This is a genomic window from Pseudomonas sp. 203-8, from assembly GCF_020708595.1.
Classification (GTDB): domain Bacteria; phylum Pseudomonadota; class Gammaproteobacteria; order Pseudomonadales; family Pseudomonadaceae; genus Pseudomonas; species Pseudomonas aeruginosa.
In genome coordinates, this window is the sequence record NZ_JAJFDF010000010.1 from 44,676 (window position 1) to 69,900 (window position 25,225).

General features: G+C 68.1%; 21 protein-coding genes. 2 read left to right on the plus strand and 19 right to left on the minus strand.

Annotated elements, in window-relative coordinates:
• Positions 1-3: 3 nt before the first annotated feature.
• Genes LJF27_RS22935 through LJF27_RS22945 form a run of 3 tightly spaced genes read right to left on the minus strand, consistent with a single transcriptional unit; the run spans position 4 to position 3,572 of the window.
• Positions 4-1,290 carry a dihydrolipoamide acetyltransferase family protein gene (locus LJF27_RS22935; protein ID WP_023116856.1) on the minus strand — a complete coding sequence of 429 codons (1,287 nt, stop codon included), beginning with the start codon at positions 1,288-1,290 and terminating at the stop codon, positions 4-6.
• Positions 1,291-2,343: an alpha-ketoacid dehydrogenase subunit beta gene (locus tag LJF27_RS22940; protein WP_003089248.1), complete on the minus strand. Its 1,053-nt coding sequence runs from the start codon at positions 2,341-2,343 to the stop codon at positions 1,291-1,293.
• Complete coding sequence (locus tag LJF27_RS22945; RefSeq protein ID WP_003111886.1) at positions 2,340-3,572, minus strand: 3-methyl-2-oxobutanoate dehydrogenase (2-methylpropanoyl-transferring) subunit alpha; 1,233 nt, start codon at positions 3,570-3,572, stop codon at positions 2,340-2,342. The genes LJF27_RS22940 and LJF27_RS22945 overlap by 4 nt, the downstream gene beginning before the upstream one ends.
• 309 nt (positions 3,573-3,881) lie before the next feature.
• Between LJF27_RS22945 and LJF27_RS22950 the strand changes: the two genes are divergently transcribed.
• Together LJF27_RS22950 and LJF27_RS22955 are read left to right on the plus strand one after the other, a co-directional pair.
• The gene (locus LJF27_RS22950) at positions 3,882-4,343 is read left to right on the plus strand and encodes an Lrp/AsnC family transcriptional regulator (protein WP_003089245.1); all 462 of its coding nucleotides are present in this window, start codon (positions 3,882-3,884) and stop codon (positions 4,341-4,343) included.
• Between the two features lie 71 nt (positions 4,344-4,414).
• Complete coding sequence (locus tag LJF27_RS22955; protein WP_003113727.1) at positions 4,415-4,708, plus strand: inner centromere protein; 294 nt, start codon at positions 4,415-4,417, stop codon at positions 4,706-4,708.
• Here the strand turns inward: LJF27_RS22955 and LJF27_RS22960 are convergent, their stop codons facing one another.
• The 16 genes from LJF27_RS22960 to LJF27_RS23035 all read right to left on the minus strand — a co-directional run bounded on the left by LJF27_RS22960 (position 4,709) and on the right by LJF27_RS23035 (position 25,085).
• Complete coding sequence (locus LJF27_RS22960) at positions 4,709-5,710, minus strand: DNA topoisomerase IB (protein ID WP_003113726.1); 1,002 nt, start codon at positions 5,708-5,710, stop codon at positions 4,709-4,711.
• 55 nt (positions 5,711-5,765) lie between these two features.
• Entirely contained in the window at positions 5,766-7,499 is a 1,734-nt protein-coding gene (locus tag LJF27_RS22965) for an FAD-dependent oxidoreductase (protein ID WP_023116855.1), read from the minus strand.
• 186 nt (positions 7,500-7,685) lie between these two features.
• A complete protein-coding gene (locus tag LJF27_RS22970; protein WP_003089238.1) occupies positions 7,686-8,753 on the minus strand; it encodes an acyltransferase family protein in 1,068 nt (355 codons plus the stop codon).
• Between the two features lie 82 nt (positions 8,754-8,835).
• On the minus strand, positions 8,836-10,245 hold the full coding sequence (locus LJF27_RS22975; protein WP_023116854.1) for a lipid II flippase MurJ: 1,410 nt from the start codon (positions 10,243-10,245) through the stop codon (positions 8,836-8,838).
• Position 10,246: 1 nt separating this feature from the next.
• Positions 10,247-11,683 carry a biofilm formation protein PslJ gene (locus LJF27_RS22980; RefSeq protein ID WP_003089234.1) on the minus strand — a complete coding sequence of 479 codons (1,437 nt, stop codon included), beginning with the start codon at positions 11,681-11,683 and terminating at the stop codon, positions 10,247-10,249.
• 2 nt (positions 11,684-11,685) lie between these two features.
• The gene (locus tag LJF27_RS22985; RefSeq protein WP_023116853.1) at positions 11,686-12,789 is read right to left on the minus strand and encodes a glycosyltransferase family 4 protein; all 1,104 of its coding nucleotides are present in this window, start codon (positions 12,787-12,789) and stop codon (positions 11,686-11,688) included.
• Complete coding sequence (locus LJF27_RS22990; RefSeq protein WP_023116852.1) at positions 12,780-13,988, minus strand: glycosyltransferase family 4 protein; 1,209 nt, start codon at positions 13,986-13,988, stop codon at positions 12,780-12,782. The genes LJF27_RS22985 and LJF27_RS22990 overlap by 10 nt, the downstream gene beginning before the upstream one ends.
• 8 nt (positions 13,989-13,996) lie before the next feature.
• A complete protein-coding gene (locus LJF27_RS22995) occupies positions 13,997-15,325 on the minus strand; it encodes a cellulase family glycosylhydrolase (protein WP_003117345.1) in 1,329 nt (442 codons plus the stop codon).
• Positions 15,315-16,502 (minus strand): glycosyltransferase family 4 protein, encoded by a 1,188-nt coding sequence (locus LJF27_RS23000; RefSeq protein WP_003158941.1) that lies wholly within the window; start codon positions 16,500-16,502, stop codon positions 15,315-15,317. Before LJF27_RS23000 ends, LJF27_RS22995 begins: the two co-directional genes overlap by 11 nt.
• Positions 16,502-18,490 (minus strand): GumC family protein, encoded by a 1,989-nt coding sequence (locus tag LJF27_RS23005; protein ID WP_003113719.1) that lies wholly within the window; start codon positions 18,488-18,490, stop codon positions 16,502-16,504. Before LJF27_RS23005 ends, LJF27_RS23000 begins: the two co-directional genes overlap by 1 nt.
• A gap of 14 nt (positions 18,491-18,504) precedes the next feature.
• Entirely contained in the window at positions 18,505-19,275 is a 771-nt protein-coding gene (locus tag LJF27_RS23010; RefSeq protein ID WP_003089227.1) for a polysaccharide biosynthesis/export family protein, read from the minus strand.
• 29 nt (positions 19,276-19,304) lie between these two features.
• Positions 19,305-20,216, minus strand: coding sequence for a glycosyltransferase family 2 protein (locus LJF27_RS23015; protein WP_023116851.1), 912 nt, complete (start codon positions 20,214-20,216; stop codon positions 19,305-19,307).
• Positions 20,216-21,682, minus strand: coding sequence for a mannose-1-phosphate guanylyltransferase/mannose-6-phosphate isomerase (locus LJF27_RS23020; protein WP_003117248.1), 1,467 nt, complete (start codon positions 21,680-21,682; stop codon positions 20,216-20,218). Before LJF27_RS23020 ends, LJF27_RS23015 begins: the two co-directional genes overlap by 1 nt.
• Entirely contained in the window at positions 21,682-23,118 is a 1,437-nt protein-coding gene (locus LJF27_RS23025) for an undecaprenyl-phosphate glucose phosphotransferase (protein WP_003111160.1), read from the minus strand. Before LJF27_RS23025 ends, LJF27_RS23020 begins: the two co-directional genes overlap by 1 nt.
• A gap of 532 nt (positions 23,119-23,650) precedes the next feature.
• On the minus strand, positions 23,651-24,247 hold the full coding sequence (locus LJF27_RS23030; RefSeq protein WP_003089218.1) for a hypothetical protein: 597 nt from the start codon (positions 24,245-24,247) through the stop codon (positions 23,651-23,653).
• A gap of 118 nt (positions 24,248-24,365) precedes the next feature.
• Positions 24,366-25,085 (minus strand): MOSC domain-containing protein, encoded by a 720-nt coding sequence (locus LJF27_RS23035; RefSeq protein WP_003117249.1) that lies wholly within the window; start codon positions 25,083-25,085, stop codon positions 24,366-24,368.
• Positions 25,086-25,225: the final 140 nt, after the last annotated feature.

The window sequence follows — 25,225 nt, forward strand, 5'->3', positions numbered from 1 at the left end:
CGCTTACTCCAGGAACAGGGTGGCGGGATGTTCGAGCAGGCCGCGCACGGCCTGGATGAAGGCCGCCGCGTCCATCCCGTCGACCACCCGGTGGTCGAAGGAGGAGGAGAGGTTCATCATCTTGCGCACGACGATGTTGCCGCCGACCACCATCGGTCGCTCGACGATGCGGTTGACGCCGACGATGGCCACCTCCGGATGGTTGATCACCGGTGTGCTGACGATCCCGCCGAGCACGCCGAGGCTGCTCAGGGTGATGGTCGAGCCGGACAGCTCCTGGCGTTGCGCCTTGCCGCTGCGCGCGGCTTCGGCCAGGCGCGCCACTTCGCTGGCGTTGCCCCAGAGGTCGCGCGATTCGGCGTGGCGCAGCACCGGCACCATCAGGCCGTTGTCGCTCTGGGTGGCGATGCCGACGTGCACCGCGCCGTAGCGGGTGACCACCTCGGCCTCGTCGTCGTAGCGCGCGTTCAACTGCGGGAAGTCGCGCAGCGCCACGACCATGGCGCGGACCAGGAACGGCAGCAGGGTCAGCTTGCCGCGCTGGCCACCCCATTTCTGGTTGAGATGGGCGCGCAGGGCTTCCAGATCGGTGACGTCGATTTCCTCGACATAGCTGAAATGCGGGATGCGTCGCTTGGCGTCCTGCATCTTCTGGGCGATCTTGCGACGCAGGCCGATCACCGGCACCGCCTGTTCGTCGTGTCGCTCGGCATACCCCTGCGCGGCGGCGCCGCTGCGCGCGACGCTGCCATCCTGGGTCAGGTAGGCATCGAGGTCCTCGTGGAGGACGCGTCCGGCGGGACCGCGGCCCTGCACGAACTGCAACTCGATGCCCAGGTCGCGGGCGCGCTGGCGCACCGCGGGGGAGGCCAGCGGGCGTTCGCCGGGCTGGCGCCGCTGCCGTGGCGCCTCGCTGTCGCGCAAGGCGCGCGGCGCTTCGGCGGCGGCTTTCGGCGCCGCGACCGGGGCTTCCTTCGGTTTCTCCGGGGTGGCGGCGACGGGCGCGGCCGGCGTCGCCGCGGCCGGACTCTCGGCGAGGTTGCCGGCACCTTCCACCTCCAGGCGGATCAGTTCGCCGCCCACCGCCATCACCTGGCCCGGCTGGCCGCCGAGGGCGAGGATGCGTCCGGCCACCGGCGAGGGAATCTCCACCGTGGCCTTGTCGGTCATCACCTCGGCGAGGACCTGGTCTTCATTGACCGAGTCGCCGACCTGGACATGCCACTCCACCAGTTCGACCTCGGCGATGCCTTCCCCGATGTCCGGCATCTTGATCACATGGGTACCCATTCAGACCTCCATCACACGCTTGAATGCCGCGCCGACGCGCGCGGGGCCGGGGAAATACGCCCACTCCTGGGCATGCGGGTAGGGGGTGTCCCAACCGGTGACGCGCTCGATCGGCGCCTCCAGGTGGTGGAAGCAGTGCTCCTGCACCAGCGACATCAGCTCGGCGCCGAACCCGCAGGTGCGGGTCGCCTCGTGGGCGATGACGCAGCGGCCGGTCTTCTTCACCGAGGCGACGATGGTTTCCAGGTCCAGCGGCCAGAGGCTGCGCAGGTCGATGATCTCGGCGTCCAGGCCGGTCTCGTCGGCCGCGGCCTGGGCCACGTAGACCATGGTGCCGTAGGTCAGCACGGTCAGCGCCGCGCCGGGGCGGACGATCGCCGCCTTGTCCAGCGGCACCTTGTAGTAGCCGTCCGGCACCTGGCTGGCCGGATGCTTGGACCAGGGCGTCACCGGGCGGTCGTGGTGGCCATCGAACGGGCCGTTGTAGAGGCGCTTGGGCTCGAGGAAGATCACCGGGTCGTCGTTCTCGATGCAGGCGATCAGCAGGCCCTTGGCGTCGTAGGGGTTGGACGGCATCACCGTGCGCAGGCCGCAGACCTGGGTGAACATCGCCTCCGGGCTCTGGCTGTGCGTTTGCCCGCCGTAGATGCCGCCGCCACAGGGCATGCGTACGGTCATCGGCACGATGAAGTCGCCGGCCGAGCGATAGCGCAGGCGCGCCGCCTCGGAGATCAACTGGTCGGAGGCCGGGTAGACGTAGTCGGCGAACTGGATCTCCACCACCGGGCGCAGGCCGTAGGCGCCCATGCCGACCGCGGCGCCGATGATGCCGCTCTCGGAGATCGGCGCATCGAACACCCGCGAGGTGCCGTATTTCTTCTGCAGGCCTTCGGTGCAGCGGAACACGCCGCCGAAGTAGCCGACGTCCTGGCCGAATACCACCACGTCGTCGTCGCGCTCGAGCATGATGTCCATCGCCGAGCGCAGCGCCTGGATCATGGTCATGCTGGTGACCGTCTGGGCGTTCTCGTGTTGCGGGTTCATGGCATTCATACCCCGAGCTCCTGGCGTTGCCGGCGCAGGTGCTCCGGCAGTTCTGCATAGACGTCCTCGAACATGCTGGCGGCGCTCGGCACCCGGCCGTCGATCAGGGTGCCATGGCTCTCCGCCTGTTTCTGCGCGGCCAGCACTTCGGCTTCGAGGGCCTTGTGGGTGGCTTCGTGCTGTTCCTCCGACCAGATGCCGAGGCCGATCATGTGCCGCTTCAGGCGGGCGATCGGGTCGCCCAGCGGGAAGTTGGTCCAGTCGTCGGCGGGGCGGTACTTGGACGGGTCGTCCGAAGTCGAGTGCGGGCCGGCGCGGTAGGTGACCCATTCGATCAGGCTCGGCCCGAGGTTGCGCCGGGCGCGCTCGGCGGCCCACTCGGAGGCGGCGTAGACCGCCAGGAAGTCATTGCCGTCGACCCGCAGCGAGGCGATCCCGCAGCCCACGCCCCGGTTGGCGAAGGTGGTGCCTTCGCCGCCGGCGATGGCCTGGAAGGTGGAGATCGCCCACTGGTTGTTGACCACGTTGAGGATTACCGGCGCGCGGTAGACATGGGCGAAGGTGAGGGCGGTGTGGAAGTCCGACTCGGCGGTAGCGCCGTCGCCGATCCAGGCCGAGGCGATGCGCGTGTCGCCCTTGATCGCCGAGGCCATGCCCCAGCCGACCGCCTGGATGAACTGGGTGGCGAGGTTGCCGGAGATGGAGAAGAAACCGGCCTCCTTGCTCGAGTACATGATCGGTAGCTGGCGGCCCTTGAGCGGGTCGGCCTCGTTGGAGAGAAGCTGGCAGATCATGTCCACCAGCGGGTATTCGCGGGTGATCAGGATGCCTTGCTGGCGATAGGTCGGGAAGCACATGTCGCCGTCGCGCAGGGCCAGGGTGTGGGCGGTGGCGATGGCTTCCTCGCCGAGGCATTGCATATAGAAGGAAAGCTTTTTCTGCCGTTGCGCGGTGAGCATGCGCGCGTCGAACAGGCGGGTCTTGAGCATCGCCCGCATGCCGCGCAGCAGTTGTTCGTTGCTGAGCTGCGGATTCCAGGGACCGACGGCGTGGCCGTCGTCGTCGAGCACACGTACCAGGCTGTAGGCCAGGTCGCTGGTCTCGGCGGGCTCGACATCCACCGGCGGCTTGCGTACCTCGCCGGCGGGGGACAGGTGCAGATAGGAAAAGTCGGTCTTGCAGCCAGGACGCCCGGTGGGCTCCGGGACATGCAGACGCAACGGCTCGTAATCACTCATGACAGGCCTCCGGCCCGGTCCGGGCCAAACGGTTGGAGAGATCAGAAACGGGCGAACGGCGCTCGAAGCGGCGGACTGGGCGGATGGCGGGTTCCCGTCCTGTGGGTGGGGGCGGGTTGCAGGCATGCCGGGGTACGGCAGGCGCGGTCGTACTGGGTGACGTCACTCATGGTGAGGCCCTCGGGTTTTGTTTTTGTAATTTCAGTATAGGCTTCGGGTGCTAGTTTTTTGCTCCAAATTGACTAAGGTATTCCGGCAGTATTGGGTTGTTTGAACTACAAGAATCGCTAACAAGAGAAACAACGCACCATGGCTGAACTCGACCGCATCGACCTGAAAATCCTCCGTGCCCTGGCCGACGACGGCCGCCTGAGCTGGCGCGATCTCGCCCAGAAGGTCGGCCTGTCGCTGACGCCGACGCTGCGCCGGGTACGCCGCCTGGAAGAGGAACACTACATCCAGGGCTACTTCGCCCGGCTCGACGAGGAGCGCCTGTCCGGGGCGATGAGCGTGTTCGTCTCGGTGTCCCTGGAAAAGCAGACCGGCGACTACCTCGCTCGCTTCGAGGAACGCATCGTCGATGCGCCGCAGGTCATGAGCTGTTTCCAGATGACCGGCGATGCGGACTACATGCTGCGGGTTGTGGTCAAGGATCTCGCCGCCTACCAGGCGTTCCTCACCAATACCCTGACCTGCATTCCCGGCGTGGCTGGCATCAAGTCGGCCTTCGCGCTGAAGTCGGTGATGCTGCGCTCGGCCCCGCCGCTCTAAGCATAGACCCTGTCTATCTGTGTAACGTTACGCTATTCTGATTGCGTAACGTTACGCAGATGGAGGCGTTCATGAAAGCCAGCAAACCCGGGCCCAAGCCGAGCGGCAAGGCCAAGTCGGCCGCCCAGCGGATGCGCGAATACCGCGCGCGCAAGGCCGAAGAGGCCCTCGGCGCCGAGCATTCCGACAAGGAGCGCGAGCGGCAGATCCGCCGTGAGGCGCGCGCCGAACTCGAACGCGTGAAGCTGGAGCAGCAGCGCCGCGAACACACCCTGCGCAAGGAACTGGAAGCCTGCCAGACCGAGATTGGCCGCCTGCTCGGCCTGCTGCGCCGGCACGGCATCGATCCGCACCCGGGCAACTGATCAGCCGGGCGTGTCGAGGAAGGCCAGCAGGGTCGCTTCCTCGGCACTCAGCCAGCGGCGCTTGCGGGCGCGCCTGAGCTGGCCCAGTTGCCCGGCCTGGTAGGCCTCGATGATCGCCGGGTGGATGTAGCATTGCCGGCAGATCGCCACGCTGTTGCCCAATTCGGCGGCGACCTCCGCCACCACCGCGCCAAGCCCGTCGGCTTCGGCACGCCGCAGGCGCTCCAGCGCCAGCGCGCTGCCGGCCCAGGTACGGTAGTCCTTGGCGCTGAAATCCTCGCCGGTATGCCGGCGCAGGTACTCATTGATGTCGTGGGAGCCGATGCGGTGCGGCTGGCCGTCCTCGTCCAGGTACTGCAACAGGTCCTGGCCGGGCAATTCCAGGCAGCGCCGCAGCACCCGCGCCAGGCGCGGATGCTCCAGGCTGACGTCGTGCTCGATGCCGCTCTTGCCCTTGAAGCGGAACCGGATGCGACTGCCGTTCACGTCCACGTGCCGGGTACGCAGGGTGGTCAGGCCGTAGGAGCGGTTGTCGCGGGCGTAGCGGTGGTTGCCGACGCGGATCAGGGTGGCGTCGAGCAGCGCAACCGCCAGGGCCACCACCTTGTCGCGACCGAGGCCGGGCAGGCGCAACTGGGCGTCGATGTGCCGGCGCAGCCGCGGCAGCGCCTGGCCGAAGCGCAGCAGGCGCTCGTACTTGTCGGCATCGCGTACCTCGCGCCAGCGCGGGTGGTAGCGGTACTGCTTGCGCCCACGGGCGTCGCGGCCGGTGGCCTGGAGATGGCCGTTGGGGTCGGGACAGATCCAGACCTCGCGATAGGCCGGCGGAATGGCCAGCTTGTCCAGCCGGCGGATCTCCTCGGCGTCGCCGATGCGCTGGCCGTCGGCATCGAAATAGACGAAGCGCTTGCCCTGCCGGCGTCGACGGATGCCCGGCTGGCGGTCGTCGACGTAGCAGAGGCCGGCGGGCAGGGCGGGGATATCCGGTGGCGCTGCGCTCATGCTTGGGTTCCGAAGGAAAGCTTGCCTGTTTAGGCCGCTGCGCCCGCTGGAACGTTCAACCGCGCTGCGCTTGCTCCTGCTCGTAGCCGAGGGCGCCGGCGATATGGCGGCCGGCGATGTAGCCGAAGGTCAGCGCCGGCCCCAGGTTGATGCCGCCGGAGGGATAGTGGCCGGCGAACAGGCTCGCCATGTCCGCGCCCGCCGCGTACAGGCCGGGGATCGGCTGGCCGCCGCCGTCCAGCACGCGGGCCTGGGCGTCGGTCTTCAGCCCGGCGAAGGTGCCGAAGCAGCCGGGCTCGACCTGCACCGCGTAGTACGGTCCGCGTTCGATGGGGGCGACGCAGGGATTCGGCCCCGGATACGCCGGGTCGCCCTGCTTGCGGTTGAATGCCGTGCCGCCGCGGCCGAACTCTGGGTCGCGGCCCTCGCGGGCGTGGCGGTTGTATTCGGTGACGGTGGCGGCCAGGCCGGACGGGTCGATGCCGCAGCTCCTTGCCAACTGATCCAGGCTGGTCCCGCGCTTGAGATAGCCGCTGCGCAGGTGCGCGGCGATCGGCAGCGGCGCCGGACGCACGTAGCCGAGGCCGTAGCGACGCAGGAAGCGCCGGTCGCAGACCAGCCAGGAGCGTGCCGGCTGCCCGGGCGGGGTGGCCTCGAGCAGGGCGGCGACATAGTCGTGGTAACCGTGCGCCTCATTGACGAAGCGCCTGCCGTTGGCCAGCACGCCGATCAGCCCGGGCTTGCCGCGCTCGATGATGTGCGGGAAGTGCCCGGTCTCGCCATCGCCGTGGGGAACTCGCGAGACCGGCGCCCAGGCGATCGGCGAGCGCAGGTCGTCGGCCACCCGGCCGCCGGCGCTTTCCCCCAGGCGCAAGCCGTCGCCGTTGCAGCCCGGCGGCGGCAGCGGCAGCAGGGTGTCCAGGGTGGGGGCCAGCTCGGCGCGGCGCTGCGGATCATGGGGAAAGCCGCCGCAGGCCAGGACCACGGCGCCTGCCTCGATGCGCAGGAGTCCCTCGGCGCTCTCGACCAGCGCGCCGACCACCTTGCCGTCACGCAGCAGCAGTTCGCGGGCTGGCGCCGATTCGATCAGGCGCACACCCAGGGCTTCGGCGGACTTGGCCAGGCGCGCTACCAGGGCCACGCCATTGACCAGGTGCATGGCGCGACCGTAGCGCAGCAGGTGCCAGAGGTGGCTGGAAAAGCGCCGGGCGACATGCAGGAAGGCCGGCAGCGAGCGGGTCAGGTCGAGGAAGGCGGCGAGGTCGGCGCCGGCCATGATCGGCATGCCCATGAACGAGGTCTCCCGCAGGGTCTTGCGCAGGCGCGGCAGCAGCGGGCCCAGTTGCCGTGCGTCATAGGGCGCGGCGACCAACTGGTGGCCGCCCTCGGCGGCGCCCGGCGTGTCGCCATGCATGTCCGGGATGCCGTTGCCGTCGACGAACCGCAGGTGGGTGTGGCGCTCGAAGAAGGCCACCATGTGCGGGCAGGCTTCGAGGAAGGCGTCGATCCGCGCGGCGTCGTAACGCTCGCCCAGTTCGTGGCGCAGGTAGGTACGCGGTTGCTCGATGTCCTCCTCGATACCGGCGCGACGCGCCAGCGGGTTGCGCGGCAACCAGGCCCAGCCGCCGGACCAGGCGCTGGCGCCGCCGAACACCGGGTCCTTCTCCACCAGGACTACCCGGCGCCCGTGCCAGGCCGCGGTCACCGCCGCCGCCAGCCCGGCGGCGCCGGAGCCGACGACCAGCACGTCACAGGTTAGCGGGGTGGTCTCGACGGCCGCAGAGGTCATGGCTTCTCCCTTTTTCAAGATTTCGGAACGATGTTCCATATTCTAGGGAGGCAATGCCCGCGTACCAACCCGCTCAGCGAAAGGAGCGGGCGATCATCGGCCAGGTCGAAGCGAGGTCGGCCGCCCGTTAGGGAAAAGGGAGACGGGAGGGGAAAGGCCCGGCGCAGGCGCACCGGGCCGAGGGCGTCAGCGCGCTTCGCCGCCGCCCTGGACCGCGGCGGCCTTCTTGCGCACCGGGAAGGGGAAGTAGAGGGCGCGCAGCAGCGCGACGCGCTTGATCACTTCGCCGATCAGCAGCGAGACGATCACCGAGATCACCAGGGCGACGCTGGCAGCGGCCGGTTCCGACAGACCCAGGTGGACCAGCAGGTTGAAGGTCTTGTGCTGGATCTCGCCGTGGAAGATCAGCAGGATCAGGGTCGACTGGCCGATGTAGGTCATCGCCTTGCCCAGCCAGTCGATCTTCATCATCAGCCCGGACAGCGCCCAGCACAGGTAGACGCCGCTCACCGCCTGGACGGTGGCCCAGAACCAGTGGTCGTAGCGGCGCTGCGCCATGTCCACCACCGTCGGGTAGTAGAGGAAGCTGGCGGTGGTCACGGCAAGGGCGATGCACAGGGTCAGCAACGAACTCTGGTGGCGACGCAGGACGTCGCGCAGGACATAGCCGAACATGAAGTGGGCGCTGCTGATCAGGGTGATGTCCAGGCTGAACGGCAGGCCCGGCAGCAGGTACTGTTCGCCGCCGAACTCCACCGGGATCTGCCAGAACGTCTTGAGGAACAGGATGCCCAGGCCCAGTTGCACGGCCAGCAGCACGCAACTGGCGGCGAGGGACAGGCCGAGACGCTGGATGACGCGCAGCATGAACCAGGCGAACAGGGTCGCTACCCAGAAGTGCGGCAGGTACCAGAGCGCCTGCCAGGGCAGGGTGTCGACCGAGGCGTACAGCACTCCGCCGATGTCCGGCAGCAGCGGCTGGCCGCGCAGCAGGTCGCGGAGGATGACGTAGCCGAGCATGGTCACGAAGAACGGCTTGAGCAGGGCGTCGGCCTTGCGCAGGGCCATCTCGCCGAAGGGTTGCTCGGTCCTGAAGAACACCCCGGAAATGAAGAAGAACAGTGGCAGGATGAACGGAGAGAGCAACGGATAGAGCACGGTCGGCGAACTGGCGACGAACCAGCTGTGCCCGAAGACGATGATCAGGATGCCCACGCCGCGGGTCACATCCATCTGAATCCAGCGTTTTTTCACTTTGCAACTCCCGCTTGACGCGCTAACTCACAGTGGTTGTTCGAAGGCCCCCAGGGCCAGGCTCCCTACCCGGAGCCATGGGTCAATCGGTGCGCCAGGGCCGCAGCCAGAGCGCCATGCCGAGCAGCGCCAGGCAGCCGGCGACGGTGCCCAGGCCCAATTGCAGCCAGATACCGTCGATGCGGAACAGCAGGCCGGCGGCGAGCGCCATGGCCAGGGCGTTCAGTAGCCACAGCCGGGCCCAGGGCAGGGCGCCGAGCAGGGCCTGGCGACGCATCAGCAGCAGCGCGGTGCAGAGCACCCCGCCAAGGGCCGCGAGGGGAATCCCCGGCAGTCCGAAAATCAACGGCAGGACCGCCAGCAGCGCGGCGTTCAGCGCGCTGCCGAGCAGCTCGCAGCGCAGCGGCAGGCGAGTATCGCCGGCGGCGTAGGCGTAACGCGCCAGTAAGGCATTCCAGGCGCCGAACACCAGTGGCACGGCGAACCAGGCCAGCAGCGCCGGCAACGGCGAGCCGGCGGTCTGCCGCGGCAGCAACAGGGCCACCAGGCCGGGTGCGGCAGCGACCAGCCCGACCCCGGCCGGCAGGGTCAGCAGGCTGGCGGTCTCCAGGCCGCGGCGAAGCAGGGCCAGGCGCTCGCCACCCTGGCGTCGGCTCATCATGCCGAGCAACACCTGGTTGAGGCTCATCAGGGCGATCAGCGGCAGGTTCATCAGCTTGCGCGCCAGGTTGACCCAGGTCACCGCGCCTTCGCCGAGCAGCGACGCCACCAGCCGCTCGACCAGCGCCAGGCCCTGGCTGGCGGCGTTGCTCAGCAACAGCGGAGCGATGCGCCCGCCAAGCTCGCCCAGTTCGACGCCGGACAGGCGCCAGTGCCAGGGCCGCCAGCCCTCGATCCATAGCGAAGGCAGCAGCACCAGCGGCATCAGCAGGCTGCCGAGCAGGCAGGCCAGGGCCAGTTGTTCGGGCTGGCTGGCCTGGCCGTGCAAGGCCAGGTAGAGCACCGGCGGCAGGTTGAACAGCAGCGAGCCGAGCCCAGCCAGGACGAAACGCTCGGCGGCCTGCAGGGGGATGCTGAACAGCGCATGGAGCATCAGCCCCGGCACGCACCAGGCGAGGATCCGCAAGTTGGCCGCGGCCTGGGCGCTGGCCGTCTCGGCCAGGCCCGGGCCGAGCAAGCGCACCAGCCAGGGCGCCGCCGCCAGCAGCAGGAGGCTGAGCGCCACGGCGATACCGAGCAGCGCCGGGAGGATCGCCGCCAGCCAGTCGAGGCGACGTTCGCCCTGGCGTTCGAGGAACAGTGGCAGGGCCGCCGCGCTGAGCACGCCGCCGGCCAGCGACATGCGCAGGGCCTCGGGCAGGAACAGGGCGATGAGGAAGGCGTCGCTGCGCTCGCCGGCGCCCCAGGAGGCCACCAGCAGCCATTCGCGGGCGAAGCCCAGGCACAGGCCGAGCAGGGTGGCCAGGGTCAGCCAGAAGGCGGAGCCGAGCATCTCAGGCCTCGGCCCCGCGCTCGAGCTGTCGCTTGAGCTTGCGATAACCCACCGCCCGCGGTTGCGGCTGGCGTTCCGGGAACAGCCGGCGGGCTTCCAGCAGGTTGATCCCGACCAGCAGCCAGAACAGGCCGATCATCACCACGGCGAAGCTGAAGTAGTGGTCGAACAGGCCGCTGACCAGCGCCGCCAGGATGCCGCCTGTGCTGCCCAGCCAGATCGCGTTGTCGCGGGTCAGGCGGATCGGGCCTTTCTCCGGACGGGCTTCGCGCCACCAGCGCCAGGTCACCGCGATGAACAGCAGCATGCCGCCGAGGCCGACCTTGTACATGAAGTTCAGCCACAGGTTGGAGATGCCCAGGAGGTCGGTGCCCGGCACCGGCGGGTCGACCTTGAAGCCGATTCCCAGCGGATAGCGGGCGACGGCCTTGGGGAACATCCGGTATTCGTCGAAGCGCACCTCGGTACTGGCGTTCTGCGGCGAGAAGATGGTCGCCAGGCGTTCCTGCAACGGCGGGTAGCTGAGCACCAGGACCACCACCAGGCCGACCCCGAGCAACAGCAGGCGGCCGGTGTAGGGCACCTTGCGCAGGGACATCCAGAACAGCACCACCGCCAGGCTGAGCATCGCCCCGCGGGAACTGGCGAGGAGGATCGCGGCGGCGCCGAGGACCGCCACGGCGAGGCCCAGGCCACGCCGCCAGCCCTGGTTGGCGACCCCGTAGCAGAACGCCAGGGGCAGCAGCAGGGCCATGATCCCGCCGGTGGCGTTGGGGTGCATCCATGGCGAGCCCATTCGCGAGGAAAGCGCCTCCAGGCCGAACTTGAGGGTGTCCAGGTTGGCGTAGTTGAACATCGCCAGGATCGGCGCCATCCCCGACGCCGAGCGGTAGCGGATGAACACCGCGATGGACATCAGCAGCATCGCCAGGGTGCCCAGCAGCAGGGCGATGACCAGTGTCTCGCGGTTCTTGCGCTCCACCAGCAGGCGTCCGGCGAGGAACACGATGGACAGGTTGAGCAACCAGCGCAGCCAGTTCGACAGGCCGCTGGCCTCGGCCTTGATGCTGACCTGGCCGACCACGAACGGCAGCACGGTGAACAGCATCAGCCACAGCAGCATGCGCTCGGTGGAGCGGTAGCGCAGTGCCGGCGCCGGCGGCAGGCGCGAGAGGAAGATGTGCCAGAGCACCGCGCCCCAGGTCAGGGCGAGAATCGCTTCGCTGACCGTCGAACGGATCCCCACGTTGACCGTGGAGTAGGGCATGAAGGTCGCCACCAGGGCGAACAGCAGCAGTCCCCAGAATGGAAAGCGCAGGATGGTGACCGCGGCCGCCAGGCCGACCATGGCGGCGCCGGCCTTGGCCGGGCTGAGCATCAGCAGCGCTCCGCCGAAGGCCAGGCCGAAGACGACAGCGACGAGGTTTCCCAACGACATTCTCAACTCAGTTCCTCGATCAGTGCGGCCAGCCGTTGCCGGTAGGCTTCGCGGTTGAAGCGCGCGGCCCAGGCGATGAGTTCTTCCGCCGAGGCTTCGCGCGGCGCATCGGCCAGGCGCAGCATCAGGCGTTCCAGGGCGGCGCCGTCGCTGGGCGAGAAGCGCGGCGCCGACGGCGGGGTGACTTCGTCCAGCGAGGTGCCGCTGGCCACCGCCACCGGCGTGCCGACGCTCAGCGCCTCGACCACCGGCAGGCCGAAGCCTTCCGCGTAGGACGGTTGCCAGAGCCGCTCGGCCTGGCGGTACAGCGCGTGCAGTTCGGCGTCGTCGAGCCTGCCGAGCGCGTGCAGGCCGGGCAAGCCGCGTTGTTCCTCGGGCAGGTGGTCGAGGCTGCCGACCAGCACCAGCGGCGGCACGCCGGGCGCCTGGGCGCGCGCCCGGGTCCAGGCACTGACGAACCAGGGCACGTTCTTGCGCAGTTCGCGGGTACCCACCAGCAGCCAGTAGCGTGGCGGCAGGCCGCGTGCCGAGAGGTCGGCGGGTTCGCCGGCGAAGCCGTCGACCTGGTTGGGCAGCACCCGGACTTTCCCGGCGACCCCGGGAAACAGCCGCACAGCCTCGTCGGCGCTGTACTGCGAAGGGGTCCAGACACGGTCGGCGACACGCAGCGCATAGGCGATCGACAGGTAGTCGCTGATCCGATAGACCAGTGCCTTGAGGCGGTTGGCGTGGTAGTTCTTCAGGGTGATCTGGAACAGATCGTGGATCAGCAGCGCATAGCGCACGCCCGGCGGACGCGGCGGTAGCGGCAGGCCCATGTTGAAGGTGCTGATGTACAGGTCGATGTCCTGTTCGCGCAAGGCGCGTGGGAGGAACCCGGCTTCGAAGCGCAGGCGCTGGTGCGGCTGGTGCATCGCGGTGCGCGGGCAGCCCCACGGCGGGCAGACCGCCCGCTGGCGCAGCGGGTCGTCGAGAGGGGCCACGGTGAAGCGGGTCACCTGCGTGCCGGGTAGGCTTTCCAGGGCCTGCTCCATGGCATAGACCTGGCGGCTGATGCCCGAGTGCGGCGAGCTGCCGACGGTGCGGTAGTCGAGTCCTATGCGCATGCCGGCGCTCCTTCGGCGAGGCCGGCGTAGACCTGTTCCAGTTGGCTGGCGGCGACGCTCCAGTCGTGCGCGCGACGTACGTAGGCGCGGCCGTTCTCGCCCAGCGCGCGGGCCTGCGCCGGGTCCTGCAACAGGCGCACCACGGCGTTGGCGAGCTGCTCGGCGGATTCGCCGCCGAGGTAGTCCTCGCCGTCCCGCAGTTCCAGGCCGGAAACGCCCTGCGCGGTACTCGCCAGCGGCAGCCCGGCGGCCAGGGCCTCGAGCACCTTCAGCTTCGAACCGCCGCCATGGCGCAGCGCGGCGAGGAACACCGAACTGCTCGATTGCAGTTGCAGCAGGTCGGGAACGAAGCCTTGCCATTCGATGCGCGGATCGCTCCAGCGTTGCGCCCACTCCGCCGGCAGCGCATAGCCGCAGACGCTCATGCGCGCCTCGGGGCAGTGTGCCCAGACCCGCGGCAGGATCTCGTCGAGCATCCATTCCACGGCATCGACGTTCGGTGCGTATTCGTAGTTGCCGAGGAACAGCACGCGCTGCGCTTCGGGCGTCGGCCGGGCGGCGGCGAAGTGCTCGCAGTCGACCCCGTTGACCACCACTGGCACCGGGCGCCCGAGCATCGCGCCGAGCTGCCGCGCATCTTTCTCGGTCACGGCGACGACCGCTGCCGCCTGGCTCATCACCCGGCGTTCCCAGCGGCGGTAACGCCACTGGTCGTAGCGCACGAAGGGCAGCGCCCAGCCCGGCAGGCGGTCGTAGGTGGCGGCACCGAGGGACGACTCGACGTTGTGCTCGGTGAGCACGAACGGCTGGCCGGCGTCGCGCAGCGGTCGCTCGTAGGGCTGGAAGCTATAGCTGTGCTCGACCTGGACCACGTCCCAGGGCTCGCGCAGCAACTCCGTGGCGGTGCGTTGCAGCTCCGGCGACAGGCCGTTGACGCTGGCCAGCAGCGGGTAGGGCGCGAACAGCGCGGCGAGCAGCGTGGAGAGGCTGCGCAGCGGTCGGCGCGGCAGCACGACCAGGCGTTCGAGGAAGGGCTCCAGGGCCTGGCGGTCCTCGGCGCTCACCGGCTGCTTGCTGTGCAGCAGCACGGTGATCCGGTGGCCGCGTGCCGCGAGGCTGCGCAGCAGGTGGTACTGGCGGGTCTTGCCGCCGCTGGTGGTGGGCCAGGGCGAGTAGGGCAGGATCCAGAGAATACGCATGGGTGGCTTCACTCCCAGACCAGCATCTGCAGGCTGGACTTCACCGGGACTTCCAGGCCGTCGCTGCCGCTCAAGGGCGTGACCTTGCCGCTGAGCGGATCGTGCAGGGTGGCCTCCTTGAGCTTCGGTAGGCGCACGTTGCCGCCGCGGGCCGACCAGAACAGCCAGACGTTGCGACCGTCCTCGCGGGTCCAGCCGATGCTGAAGGAACCGTCGGGCAGGTTCTCGGTGACCGGCGGGTCGGCCGGGCGCAGCTTCGGCCCGGTGACCTTGAGGAAGCGTTGCAGGGCCAGGTAGACCGGCTTGGGGTTGGCGTCCAGGTCGAGCAGGCCGTAGTCGCGGTCGCGCACGCTGGCGCGCTGGTCGAGATCGCTGAGGGTGAAGAGGAAGATCCGGTCGTAGTCCAGCGCACTCATCAGCGCCAGGCGACGCAGCACGTAGTCGGCCTGGCCTTCGACGCCAATGATGTCCTGCAACTCCTTCGGCCCCTTGTAGGCCGACCAGCCCCACTCGGTGCTCCAGATCGCCGGCACGCCGGCGTTGCGCAGGGCGCGGTTGATCTGGTTGGCGTGGGAGACGAAGTCCAGGTTCCACGGGTAGTTGCCTTCCGGCAACTGGGTATAGGGGTGGTAGGTGGCGATGGTGCCGAGGCTCTCCACGCCCAGGTGGCCGAGGGCGTCGAACATGGTGCGGCCGTCGGGCATCTCGCTGAAGAAGGCCATGCCGGCGGAAACCACCGGCTTCTCCGGGTCGACCATGCGCAGGGCGATGGTGCTGGCCTGGAGCAGCTTGGCGTAGCCTTCCGGGTCGGCCTTGGGCCGCCAGAAGCCGATCAGGTTGGGCTCGTTCCATACCTGCCAGGCGGCCACGCTCGGGTAGCGCTGCGAGAGCATCGCCATGCGCCGGGCGAAGACTTCCGGGTCGCGCGGCGGATACTGGTCCTGGAAGGGCGAGTAGAACGGCGCGGTGGTGATGAAGCGGGCCGAGCCGACCAGGTAGAACACCGACTTCAGCTGGCGCGCCTCGAGATCCTTGACCAACTGGTCGAGGGAGGCCAGCTGGTACTGGTCCTCGGCGGTTTCCAGGCGGTCCCAGTGCAGGTCCAGGCGCACCCACTCCAGCCCCAGGTCCTGCAGGCGGTCGATCTGCTTGTTGTAACGCTCCGGGCTGAACCAGAGGAACTGCGCGTTGACCCCGAGGAAGTCTTTCCAGACCACCGCGCGAGGCGCCTTCAGTACCTGGATCTCGGCGTCGGCGGGACGCCCCCAGAACACCAGCAGCAGTACCACGGCGAGCAGCAGCGCGCTGCCGCCCAGATAGAGTCCCTTACGTGCCATGAACGGTTCCCACCATGTCGTTGAACAGTGCCTGGAAGCGCAGCGCGGTGCGCGGCCAGGTCCGCGCATGGCCGATCGCTCCGGCGCGCTCGGCCCAGGCCTGTGCCAGGCGGGGTTCGCGAGCGAGGTTCAACAACTGTTCGGAGAGGGCTGCCACGTCTCCCTGAGGGTAGATGGCGCCGTTGCCGCTGGCGACTTCCTCGGCGAAGGCGCGAGCGTCCGAGGTGATCGCGCCGCGCCCGCAGGCTGCCGCCCAGGACAGGGCGCCGCTGGTGCCGCGCTGCTGGCCGAGCAGACCGAGTTTCTTCGACTCGCGGTACGGCAGGACCATCACGTGGTGGGCCTGGATGGTACGCGGGATGTCCGCGGCGGCCAGGTTCAGGTTCCAGTCGATGGCGTCGGCCAGGCCAAGCTCGGCGATCTGTGCCTTCAACTGGTCGAGGTAGTTGCCGCCGGCGCCGAAGGCCATTTCCGCGGCGGTGCCGCCGGCCAGGGTCAGGCGCACGCGCTGGCGCATCTCCGGCGCGCTGGCGAACAGGTCGGCGAGGGCCTCGAGCAGGTCCTCGATGCCTTTGCCGCGATAGATGAATCCGAAGTACAGCAGGCGCAGGGTGTCCAGCGACGGCAGCGGCACCGTGGCGATCTCCAGGTTGCCGTGGTTGATCACCTCGACCCGCCCGGGCGGCAGGCGCATCCGCCGGGCCAGGCACTCGCCGCCCAGGCCGGTGAGGGTCACCAGGCGCGTCAGGCCCTGGGCCACGGCACGTTCTTCGCGCAGGGTCAGCGGGTCGGCGAGCACCACGGCGGCCTGGGGCAGGGGAGAGGGCAGGCGTTCCAGCAGGTTCAGCGGCCAGGGCAGGCGCTCGCGGCGCCAGACCATGCGCTCCGGATCGTGTACCGTGGCGCTCAGCGGCAGGCGCGGGAAGCGCTTGCGCAGCTCGCGCAGGGCGATGAACTCGCCCAGGCGGCCGCCGCCGAGTTCGGCATGGACCAGGTCGAAGCCGTTCCAGTCGACGCTGTCCAGCCGGCTGGCGATATTCGCGCTGTCGGCCGCCACGCCGGCGAGCGGCGTGGCTACTTCGATGCCGAGACCCTGCAGGGCGTTGCGGAAATGACTGGCGTAGTCGGCGATGCCATTCTTTTCCGGCGGCAGGGGCGCGAGGAGGGCGATCCGCATCAGAACGCGCTCCGGTAGCGGGCGATGGTCTGCAGGACCTTGCTCGGCACCTCGAAGCGGCGCCGGTTGATGATGATCCCGTCGACCTTGCCGAACGCCGTGGTGAGGATGGTCAGCGCATGCTCGACCACCGGCACGGTGCTCTTCTGCGCCTCTACCACCAGGGCGATCAGGTCGGCGCGGCGCAGGGCGATGAAGGCCTCGCGGCTGTCCAGCAGGGCCGGCGCGTCGAGCAATACCACTTCACCCGGCTGGGCCGGTTCGCCGCCGATCCGCACGCGCACGCCGTTTTCCTCCAGCAGGCGGCGCAGTTGCTCGATGATGAAGGTCACGCCTTCACCGTGGCGCGCCGAGGTCAGGCCCAGGGTCAGGCCCTTTTCCTCGATGCGCGCGTAGGGCAGCAGCCCGTACAGCCGGTAGATGCTGGCGGTGAAGGCGTTGCTGCTCTCCGCGGTGCTGTTGCTCAGCTCCGGCAGGGTGGTCCACAGCGGCAGGCCGAATTTCTCCTCGACCAGGCCGCCGTCGTGGATGCGCTGGTCGAGCAGGTAGCAGAGATAGACCACCAGCAGGCCGACGGCGAGGCCGAAGGGCACGGCGAGGAACAGCATCAGCAGGGTTTTCGGGAAGATCCGCCCGGGGTTGTAGGTGGCTTCCTCGATCACCGAGATGTTGCTGATCTGGCTCTTGTCCAGTTCACGGTCGATCCGCGATTTCTCCAGGCTGTCGACGTACAGCGCGTAGTTGCGCTCGGTGGCGTTCAGCTCGCGCTGCAGGCGCGCCAGGGTCGGCTCGATGTCCAGCGCTTCGCGCCGTTGCGCCTCGAGTTCGGCGAGCTGCTTTTCCTGCTCCGCGAGCTGGGTGCGCAGGGCCGCGTTGTTGCTGGTCTCGTCCAGCAGGACCCGTTCCAGGTGAGTGGTCAGGGTGTTCGGCGCGCGGTCCTCGGAACTCTGCACGGTGGCGCCTTCGTCCTGGACTTCCTTCTCCAGGGCACGGATCGAGGCGTCCAGGGCCTTCACTGGCGGCGCATCGTCGGTGTAGGTGCGCATCATGTCGGCGCGTTCCAGGCGCTTCTGGTTGAGCAGCCGGCGCAGGTCCTGCTGCGCCGGGTTCAGCGCGATCTGCCGCACCGTGACGATCTCCCTGGGCAGCCCCTTGAGTTGCTGGCGGGTGGATTCCAGGGCGCTGTCGGAGGAGGCGATCAGGCGGATCGAGTTGAAACGCTCGCCGCGCAGCACGTTGATCCGCTCGGACAGGTCCTGCAGGCGGTCCTCGATGCTGGATGCGCCGATCTCGTTGAGGTGCTTGAGGATCTGCGCCTTGTAGCTCTTGATCTGCGCCGCGCTGTCGGCAGTCTGCGCCTCGTAGAAGGCGTACAGGCTCTTGCGGCCGAGCGCCTGGGTGCGCTCTTCCATGTAGATCTCGATCCAGGCCTTGACCACTTCCTGGGCGACTTCCGGCTCGCTCCAGGTGAAGCTGATCTCCATCACCGTCGAGCCGGCCGCATGGGTGACCTCGAATTTCTTCTCGAGGTCCTTGGCCAGGCGCTCGACCGCGGTGGTTTCCTCGATCACGCCGAAGGTTTCCAGGGTCACGCGAATCCCGTCGAACACCGCGCCGATGGCCTTCTTCACATAGAACTTGGTGCGCTTCCACAGGCCCTCCGGCGGCGGCCGGTTGGCCAGCACCTCGAGGTAGCGCTCGGCCACCTGACGGACGATCGGCCGGCCGGTGAGCAGGCGTTCTTCGTCGACGATAGGGTCGCGCTGGGTGCTCGGCATCACCAGCGCCTGGCGGTTGCTGATCTCGATCGGCAGGGTCGAGTCACGGCCCGGCTTGACCAGCAGGCGTGCGTTGGACTCGTACTTGGCCGGCAGCAGGAAGGCGCCGAGGACGATGATCACCACCGCGCTGAGGGCCGCCAGCTTGAACTCGCGCTGGTAGATGAACAGCAGGCGCAACAGATCACGCAAGGAACGAATTTCTATCATGGCGATGTCGCTCCTCAGCGATCGTTGTTGACGGTGTAGCTGACGCCGACGCCGATGGACTTGGCGAAGGGCAGCAACTGGTTCAGGTAGACGTCGACGCCCTCGATACGGTCGCCGACCATCGACTTGGGCACGAAGACGATGTCGCCACGCTGCATGGCCAGGGGCTTGCGGCCTTCCGGCCCGATCTTCATCAACTGGCTGAAGTCGAGGAAGTAGGCGTGGTAGCGGCCTTCCGAGTCCTCGCGCATGAGCGCCACGCGGCGGGCGTCGCCCACCGGCAGGATGCCGCCGGCGCCGAGGATCGCCTGCTCCATGTTGTTGGCGGCGGGGATCGGCACGGCCGACGGGTTGCGCACCGCGCCGCCGACGAACACCGTATTGCCCGGCGCCTGGTTGATGTTCACCGTGACCCGCGGCTCGCGGTAGATCGGCGCGAGCTTGGTGGTCAGCTCGTTGGCGATTTCCTGCGGCGTGCGGTGCGCGGCCTGGATGCGACCGATGAACGGATAGTAGATGCTGCCGTCGTTGAGCACGGTGTACAGCGTCAGTTCATAGATGGTGGCGACGTTGAACGCCGAGAGGGTCGGCATCTCCCCGGCATCGCGGACGATCCGCAGGGTGTCCCCGACGCGCACCCGCTCCATCGCCGGCGGTAGCCTGGCGAGTTCTTCCAGGGCACGCTTGCCGCTGTCCACGGTGTCGCTGTCCGGTGCGGGAATCCGTGCGGGGGTGTTGCATGCGGCCAGGGCGAGCATGGCGAGCATGAGGAGGGTGCGTTTCATGAGGGAGCACTTCCTGTAGGTCATGATGTTCACTTCCAGTAGCCTGGAAACATGCTGATGCGGCGCTTGAGGGCGACCGGCAGGTGGCGTTCCAGCTGGCCAAGGCGGTAGCCGAGCAGCTTGAACGCGCTACGCAGCGCTATTTCAGGTACGCGATACAGGGCACCGGCGGCACGCAAGGCCTGTATCTCGGCGAGGACATAGCGCTTGCCCTCGCCACCCGCGCCGCCGAAGGCGGCACGTATCCAACGCTCGCGGCCGTAGAACACGCCGATGTCGAAATAGCGGCGGAACTCTTCCAGCAAGCGGTAATCGTGGGAATGGTAGACCTCGGCGCTGGCCGCGTAGCGCACCGCGTAGCCGGCCTGCAGCAGGCGCGCGGCGACGTAGGCGTCCTCGCTGCCGATGACGTCTTCGGGGAAGCCGCCGACGGCCGCCAGGGCGTCGCTGCGGTAGGCGGAGAACGAGTCGGAACTGAAGCAGGTCTTGATCCCCAGTTCCGAGGCGTCGGCCAGGCGCTTGCTGCGGCTTTCCGGCGGGTAGTTGAAGCGCCGCGCCTGGGCACCGAGCAGGCCGGCGCCGGGGTGCGGCAACTGGCGGCCGTAGGCCACGCCGATGTCGGCCTCGGCATAGAGTTCGTCGAGCAGGTTGGCGAAACTGTCGGGCGAGGCGGGAATGGCGTCCTGGGTCAGGTAGATCAGCGCGTCGGCCTCGACCTGCTGGCTGGCCCAGCGCCGCGTCCCGCCGTGGTTGAAGCTGGCCGGCTCGATGACCGCGACCCGCGCGCCGAAGGCGCGGAAGCGCTCCACCGTGTCGTCGCTGGAGCGGCTGTCCACCACCAGGATGCTGTCCGGCTGCCGCCGTTGCGCGGCCAGGGCCGGCAGCAGCCGGCCCAGGTGCGCGCCGGCGTTGCGCGTGGGAATGACCAGGGCGCAGCGCATCAGGCTTTCTTCTCGTCGCTGGCGGGGGCGCGACCGTAGATATCGTTGAAGCGGACGATGTCGTCCTCGCCGAGGTACTCGCCGCTCTGTACCTCGATCATCACCAGGTCGATGATCCCCGGGTTGCTCAGGCGGTGGCTATGCCCGGCGGGGATGAAGGTGGATTCGTTGGTGTTGAGGAGAAACTCGCGCTCGCCGTTCTCCACCAGCGCCATGCCGCTGACCACGATCCAGTGCTCGCTGCGATGGTGGTGCATCTGCAACGACAGCGAAGCCTTGGGGCGCACCACGATGCGCTTGATCTTGAAGCGGCGGCCTTCCTCGAGCACGGTGTAGGTGCCCCAGGGCCGGCTGACCGTGCGGTGCAGGCGGAAGGCGTCGTGGCCGCGACGCTTGAGTTCCTGGGCGACGAACTTGACGTCCTGGCTGCGCGCCGCGTCGGCCACCAGCAGGGCGTCGGGGGTGTCGACGATGATCAGGTCGTGCACGCCGACGGCGCCGACCAGGCGCTTCGGCGAATCGATGTAGCAGTTGCTGACGTCGTGCAGCACGCTTTCGCCGCGTACCTGGTTGCCGTTCTCGTCCGCCGCGCTGAGTTCGCGCAGCGCCTGCCAGGAGCCGATGTCGCTCCAGCCGATGGAGCAGGGCACCACGGCGACCTTGTCCGAGCGCTCCATCAGCGCGTAGTCGACGGAGATGTCCGGCGCCTCGGCGAAGGCCCCGGCGGCCAGCTCGCGCTGGCGGCACTGGCCGTTCTCCAGGCTGCTGCCGTCGGCCAGGGCGGCGCGGGCGGCGATCAGCACCTCCGGCGCGTGGCGCTCCAGTTCCTGCAACACGGTGGCGGCCTGGAAGCAGAACATGCCGGCGTTCCACAGGTACTTGCCGCTGTCCAGGTAGGACTGGGCGGTGGCCTGGTCGGGTTTCTCGACGAAGCGTGCGACCCGGAAGCCGTTGCCCAGCGGGGCGCCCTGTTCGATATAGCCGAAGCCGGTCTCGGCGCGCTCCGGGGTGATGCCGAAGGTCACCAGGTAGCCTTGGGCCGCGAGTCCGCGAGCCTCGGCCACCGCCGCGGCGAAGGCCTGCTCGTCGCGGATCAGGTGGTCGGCGGGAAGGATCAGCAACTGCGCCTGGTCGCCGAAGTGCTCCTGCACATGCAGCGCGGCGGCGGCGATGGCCGGCGCGGTATTGCGTCCCATCGGCTCCAGCAGCAGGTCCTGGGCCAGGCCGCTGCGGTTGACCGCGCGGTAGTCGTCCAGGGTACGGAACAGCAGATCGCGGTTGGTCACCGTGAGCAGGCGGGCGACGTCCGGCAGCCCGGCGATACGCAGGAAGGTCTTCTGCAACAGGCTCTGGTCATCGGCCAGGCGCATGAAGGGTTTCGGCATGCTCTCCCGGGAAACCGGCCACAGGCGGGTCCCGGAACCGCCGGAAACGATGCAGGGGATCAGCGGGGCGACGGCGTTCATCAGTAGACTTCCTTGGTCAGGAGTACGGCTGGCACCGTACGGAACAGGATGTAGAGGTCGAACCACACCGACCACTTGGCGATGTATTCGAGGTCGTATTCCACGCGTTTCTTGATCTTGTGCAGGGTGTCGGTCTCACCCCGGTAGCCGTTGATCTGCGCCCAGCCGGTGATGCCGGGCTTGACCCGGTGGCGCGAGCTGTATTCGCTGACCGCCTCCTCGAAGGGAATGCCGGCGGCCTTGGTCGCGGTGGCGTGGGGGCGCGGGCCGACCATCGACATGCTGCCGGCGAGCACGTTGAACAGCTGCGGCAGCTCGTCGATGCTGGTCTTGCGGATGAAGCGGCCGACCCGGGTGATGCGGTCGTCGTCGCGGGTGGTCTGGCGTTCGGCGTTGGCGTCGGTCCTTTCCGTGTACATCGAGCGGAACTTGAAGACCCAGATCAGCCGGTTGTTGTAGCCGTAGCGTTTCTGCCGGAACAGCACAGGCCCCTTGGAGTCGAGCCTGATCGCCAGGGCCACCAGGGCCATCAGCGGGGCGAAGAGGACCAGCGCGATGCTCGCCAGGACCAGGTCCTCGCAGCGCTTGATCAGCGGCGACCAGCCGCGCAGCGGCAGCTCGGACGCGTTGAACATGGGGATCCCGGAGACATCGACGATGCGGTTGTGGGCATGCCGGAAGGCAGCCATGTCCGGCACCAGCAGGACGTTCACCGGCAATTGCCGCAGGCGATGGACGATGGCGCCGATGCGCCCCTCGGCGAACCAGGGCAGGGCGACCAGCACCTGGTCGACCTGTTCCTGGCGGATCAGCTTCTCCAGGTCCTTGGTGTTGCCCAGCAGCGGCAGCGAGTTGTAGTTCTCCGGGACCCGCTCGGAGCGGTCGTCGATGAAGCCGATGATGCCGGAGCGGATGTCGTGGTTGCGTACCAGGTATTCGGCCAGGTGCATGCCGCTCTCGGTGAAGCCGAGGATCACCGTGCGTTGCAGGTACATGCCGCGTTTCATCCAGGCCCGGTACAGGCGCAGCACCAGCAGGCGCTGCACGCCGAACAGCAGCAGGCTGCCGGTGAACCAGAAGATCACCAGCTTGCTGCTGAGGTAGGGAAACAGGCCCAGGCCCTGGTACATGAACAACAGCAGGCAGAACGCCGAGGCCCAGGCGAAGAACATGATGCGGAAGCGCAGGCGGTTGCTGAAGATATCGTCGGAGTAGACGTCCAGTGCCTGGAACATGATCACCGTGAGCGCGCCGAAGAACAGCAGCAGCCCGAGCATGTTGCTGCGCAGCTCCACGGGAACCAGGCCGGGGTAGTACAGCAGGAACAGCGCCGGGGCGATGGCGGTGAGCGCGTGTACCAGTTTGGTCGCGACCAGGAAGTACTCGATGAATCCAGCCCGTGTCAGCGACAGGCTATCTACCGACTTCGAATGCATGTTGTTTGCTCTGCCGATCACGGGCAGTCCATTGAGTGGATAGGGAAGAGCAAGGCGGTGAAGCGTCAATTTAGTGACTATTTTTCATTTGCCACGCGGTTTAGTCATTTTCCCGTCGAATAGGTTCATTCGTCGATAGTGGCTTTGTGATAGCTATCTTAGCATTCCCAGGGAAATATCCGTAGTCTGGGTAAGTTTTTTTAGTCAATTTATTGACGTATTTCTGGCGCCAAACTTTTATCCAAACAGTAGACGAGGAAATCTGACGCCGCCAATCCGCGAGCGCTCTGGCCTGAGAAGCGAAGCGGGGTGAAAGGTGAGGGCAGGCCGCTCGGTCAGGTGGCCAGCCGCCGGTTCGAAGACCCGCCTGTCCACTGGCGCTGCGGGCTGCCTGGGCAGGATGCGCCTGCGGTTCCATGACGCAGGTTGGCCGTTCGAGCGTGCCGGTCCGACCTGGGGGGCTTGGCGGACGTTGTCCGTTGCCCTCGTCGAAGGCGGAAGAGGTTCGGGCCCGCGGCGTGCGCGGACGGCTCTACCAGAACCAGCCGCCGCGCGACAGCTCCTGCTGGCAACTGCGGTACTGGGCGCCGAACAGCGAGGCGCGGGACTGGACCTTCTGCGAGACGTTCTTCAGCCATGGCTTGGCGTCGTAGCTGCGGTTGCGGTAGCCGCCCCAGCCCTCGTGGTAGTTCAGGTACTGGCCGTAGGCGTCCCACTTGGAGACGCCGTTGACCCGCTGGCTCTTCTGGATGTACCAGCCCATGAAGTCCAGGGCGTCGGCGAAGTCGTCGCGGCTGGCGCCCCAGCCGCCGGCCTCGCGCTTGTAGTCGGCCCAGGTCTCGTCCTTGGCCTGGGCGTAGCCGTAGGCGGAGCTGACCCGGCCCCAGGGGATGAAACCGAGGAAGTAGTAGCGCGGCGGCAGGGCGTCATGCTTGAAGGAAGATTCCTGGTACATCATCGCCATCGGCACCTGGACCGGCGCGCCCCAGCGCTGCTGCATCTTCAGCGCCGCCTCGTGCCATTTCGGTTTTTCGCGGAAGATCTCGCAGAGGTTGTCGGGATTGGCGGGGGGCTTGGTGGCGCAGCCGGCAAGAGCCAGGAGCAGGGCCGGCATCGAGAGCCGCAGCATGAAAGGGGTCCTTTGGCAGACGTCTGGGTCGCTTAACGCTGGCGCTTTATACCCGCTTTCCGGCACTCCATGCATCCCCAGGCCGATTCCCTGCCTGCGGGGGGGCGTCGGCGCTTCCTCAGGTCGGCCTGGGCGTCTCGGCCTGGCCGGGGGCTCCCTCCAGGCGCGGCCCCCAGTCCTCGACCTGGCCTTTTTCCAGGCGCCGCTCCAGGGTGCGCCGCCAGGATGGCGTCAGCGGCAGCGCCAGGCACTGGCGCAGCAGCTCGGCGTCGGCCCGCCTGTCGAACAGCACCTCGGACAGGCGCAACAACGACCAATCCGGATGGCGCCGTTCGACCAGTTGCAGGATATCGCCAGCCGCCACCACGCCTTCCTCCAGCACCCGGTAGTACCAGCCGGTGCGCCCGGACTCCTGCACCCTCAGGGACATCCCGGCGACCTCGAAGCGGTCGTTGAGCTTCCAGCAGGGCATGCGCCCCTGGGACACTTCCAGCAGCGCGGTCCCGGCCCGCACGCGGTCGCCGAGGCAGACGTCGGCTTCGCTCCAGCCGCTGGTGCTGAAGTTCTCGCCGAAGGCGCCCGCCTGCATCAGCAGGGGGTGTTCGCCCAGTTCGGCGATCCAGGCGGCGTAGTGTTCGCGTGGGTAATGGTGGATCGCTTTCTCGACGCCGCCATGGACGCGCAGGTCGCCCTGTTCGTCGCCTTCCAGGCCGACGGGGGTGACCCTGAGCGCACCGTCGCGCGGAGACTTGGCGATGCCGCTGCGCGAGCCGGGGCGGGTGAAGGGCCGGGCGCGGCCGGTGAGAAGGGCATCCAGGGGTAGGGCAGGCAGGGGCATGGGAGGGTTCTCTAAGATGCAAGATGGTATCGACTAAATACAATATAGAGTCCGCCAAGCCTTCGCCCGCTGTCAAGCCGCCAGACCCTCCGGATGCGTCGATAGCCTCGGCGAGCCGGGGGCATCCAGGCCCCCTAGTT

Bases quoted from the DNA above. Each gene is read 5' to 3' on its own strand.
- LJF27_RS23030 (WP_003089218.1), bottom strand. From the start codon at position 24,247: ATGCTGCGGCTCTCGATGCCGGCCCTGCTCCTGGCTCTTGCCGGCTGC.
- LJF27_RS23020 (WP_003117248.1), bottom strand. From the start codon at position 21,682: ATGAACGCCGTCGCCCCGCTGATCCCCTGCATCGTTTCCGGCGGTTCC.
- LJF27_RS22960 (WP_003113726.1), bottom strand. From the start codon at position 5,710: ATGAGCGCAGCGCCACCGGATATCCCCGCCCTGCCCGCCGGCCTCTGC.
- LJF27_RS23025 (WP_003111160.1), bottom strand. From the start codon at position 23,118: ATGCATTCGAAGTCGGTAGATAGCCTGTCGCTGACACGGGCTGGATTC.
- LJF27_RS22975 (WP_023116854.1), bottom strand. From the start codon at position 10,245: ATGCTCGGCTCCGCCTTCTGGCTGACCCTGGCCACCCTGCTCGGCCTG.
- LJF27_RS22990 (WP_023116852.1), bottom strand. From the start codon at position 13,988: ATGCGTATTCTCTGGATCCTGCCCTACTCGCCCTGGCCCACCACCAGC.
- LJF27_RS23035 (WP_003117249.1), bottom strand. From the start codon at position 25,085: ATGCCCCTGCCTGCCCTACCCCTGGATGCCCTTCTCACCGGCCGCGCC.
- LJF27_RS23010 (WP_003089227.1), bottom strand. From the start codon at position 19,275: ATGAAACGCACCCTCCTCATGCTCGCCATGCTCGCCCTGGCCGCATGC.
- LJF27_RS22935 (WP_023116856.1), bottom strand. From the start codon at position 1,290: ATGGGTACCCATGTGATCAAGATGCCGGACATCGGGGAAGGCATCGCC.
- LJF27_RS22995 (WP_003117345.1), bottom strand. From the start codon at position 15,325: ATGGCACGTAAGGGACTCTATCTGGGCGGCAGCGCGCTGCTGCTCGCC.
- LJF27_RS22955 (WP_003113727.1), top strand. From the start codon at position 4,415: ATGAAAGCCAGCAAACCCGGGCCCAAGCCGAGCGGCAAGGCCAAGTCG.
- LJF27_RS22945 (WP_003111886.1), bottom strand. From the start codon at position 3,572: ATGAGTGATTACGAGCCGTTGCGTCTGCATGTCCCGGAGCCCACCGGG.
- LJF27_RS22950 (WP_003089245.1), top strand. From the start codon at position 3,882: ATGGCTGAACTCGACCGCATCGACCTGAAAATCCTCCGTGCCCTGGCC.
- LJF27_RS22940 (WP_003089248.1), bottom strand. From the start codon at position 2,343: ATGAATGCCATGAACCCGCAACACGAGAACGCCCAGACGGTCACCAGC.
- LJF27_RS23000 (WP_003158941.1), bottom strand. From the start codon at position 16,502: ATGCGGATCGCCCTCCTCGCGCCCCTGCCGCCGGAAAAGAATGGCATC.
- LJF27_RS22965 (WP_023116855.1), bottom strand. From the start codon at position 7,499: ATGACCTCTGCGGCCGTCGAGACCACCCCGCTAACCTGTGACGTGCTG.
- LJF27_RS22985 (WP_023116853.1), bottom strand. From the start codon at position 12,789: ATGCGCATAGGACTCGACTACCGCACCGTCGGCAGCTCGCCGCACTCG.
- LJF27_RS23015 (WP_023116851.1), bottom strand. From the start codon at position 20,216: ATGCGCTGCGCCCTGGTCATTCCCACGCGCAACGCCGGCGCGCACCTG.
- LJF27_RS23005 (WP_003113719.1), bottom strand. From the start codon at position 18,490: ATGATAGAAATTCGTTCCTTGCGTGATCTGTTGCGCCTGCTGTTCATC.
- LJF27_RS22980 (WP_003089234.1), bottom strand. From the start codon at position 11,683: ATGTCGTTGGGAAACCTCGTCGCTGTCGTCTTCGGCCTGGCCTTCGGC.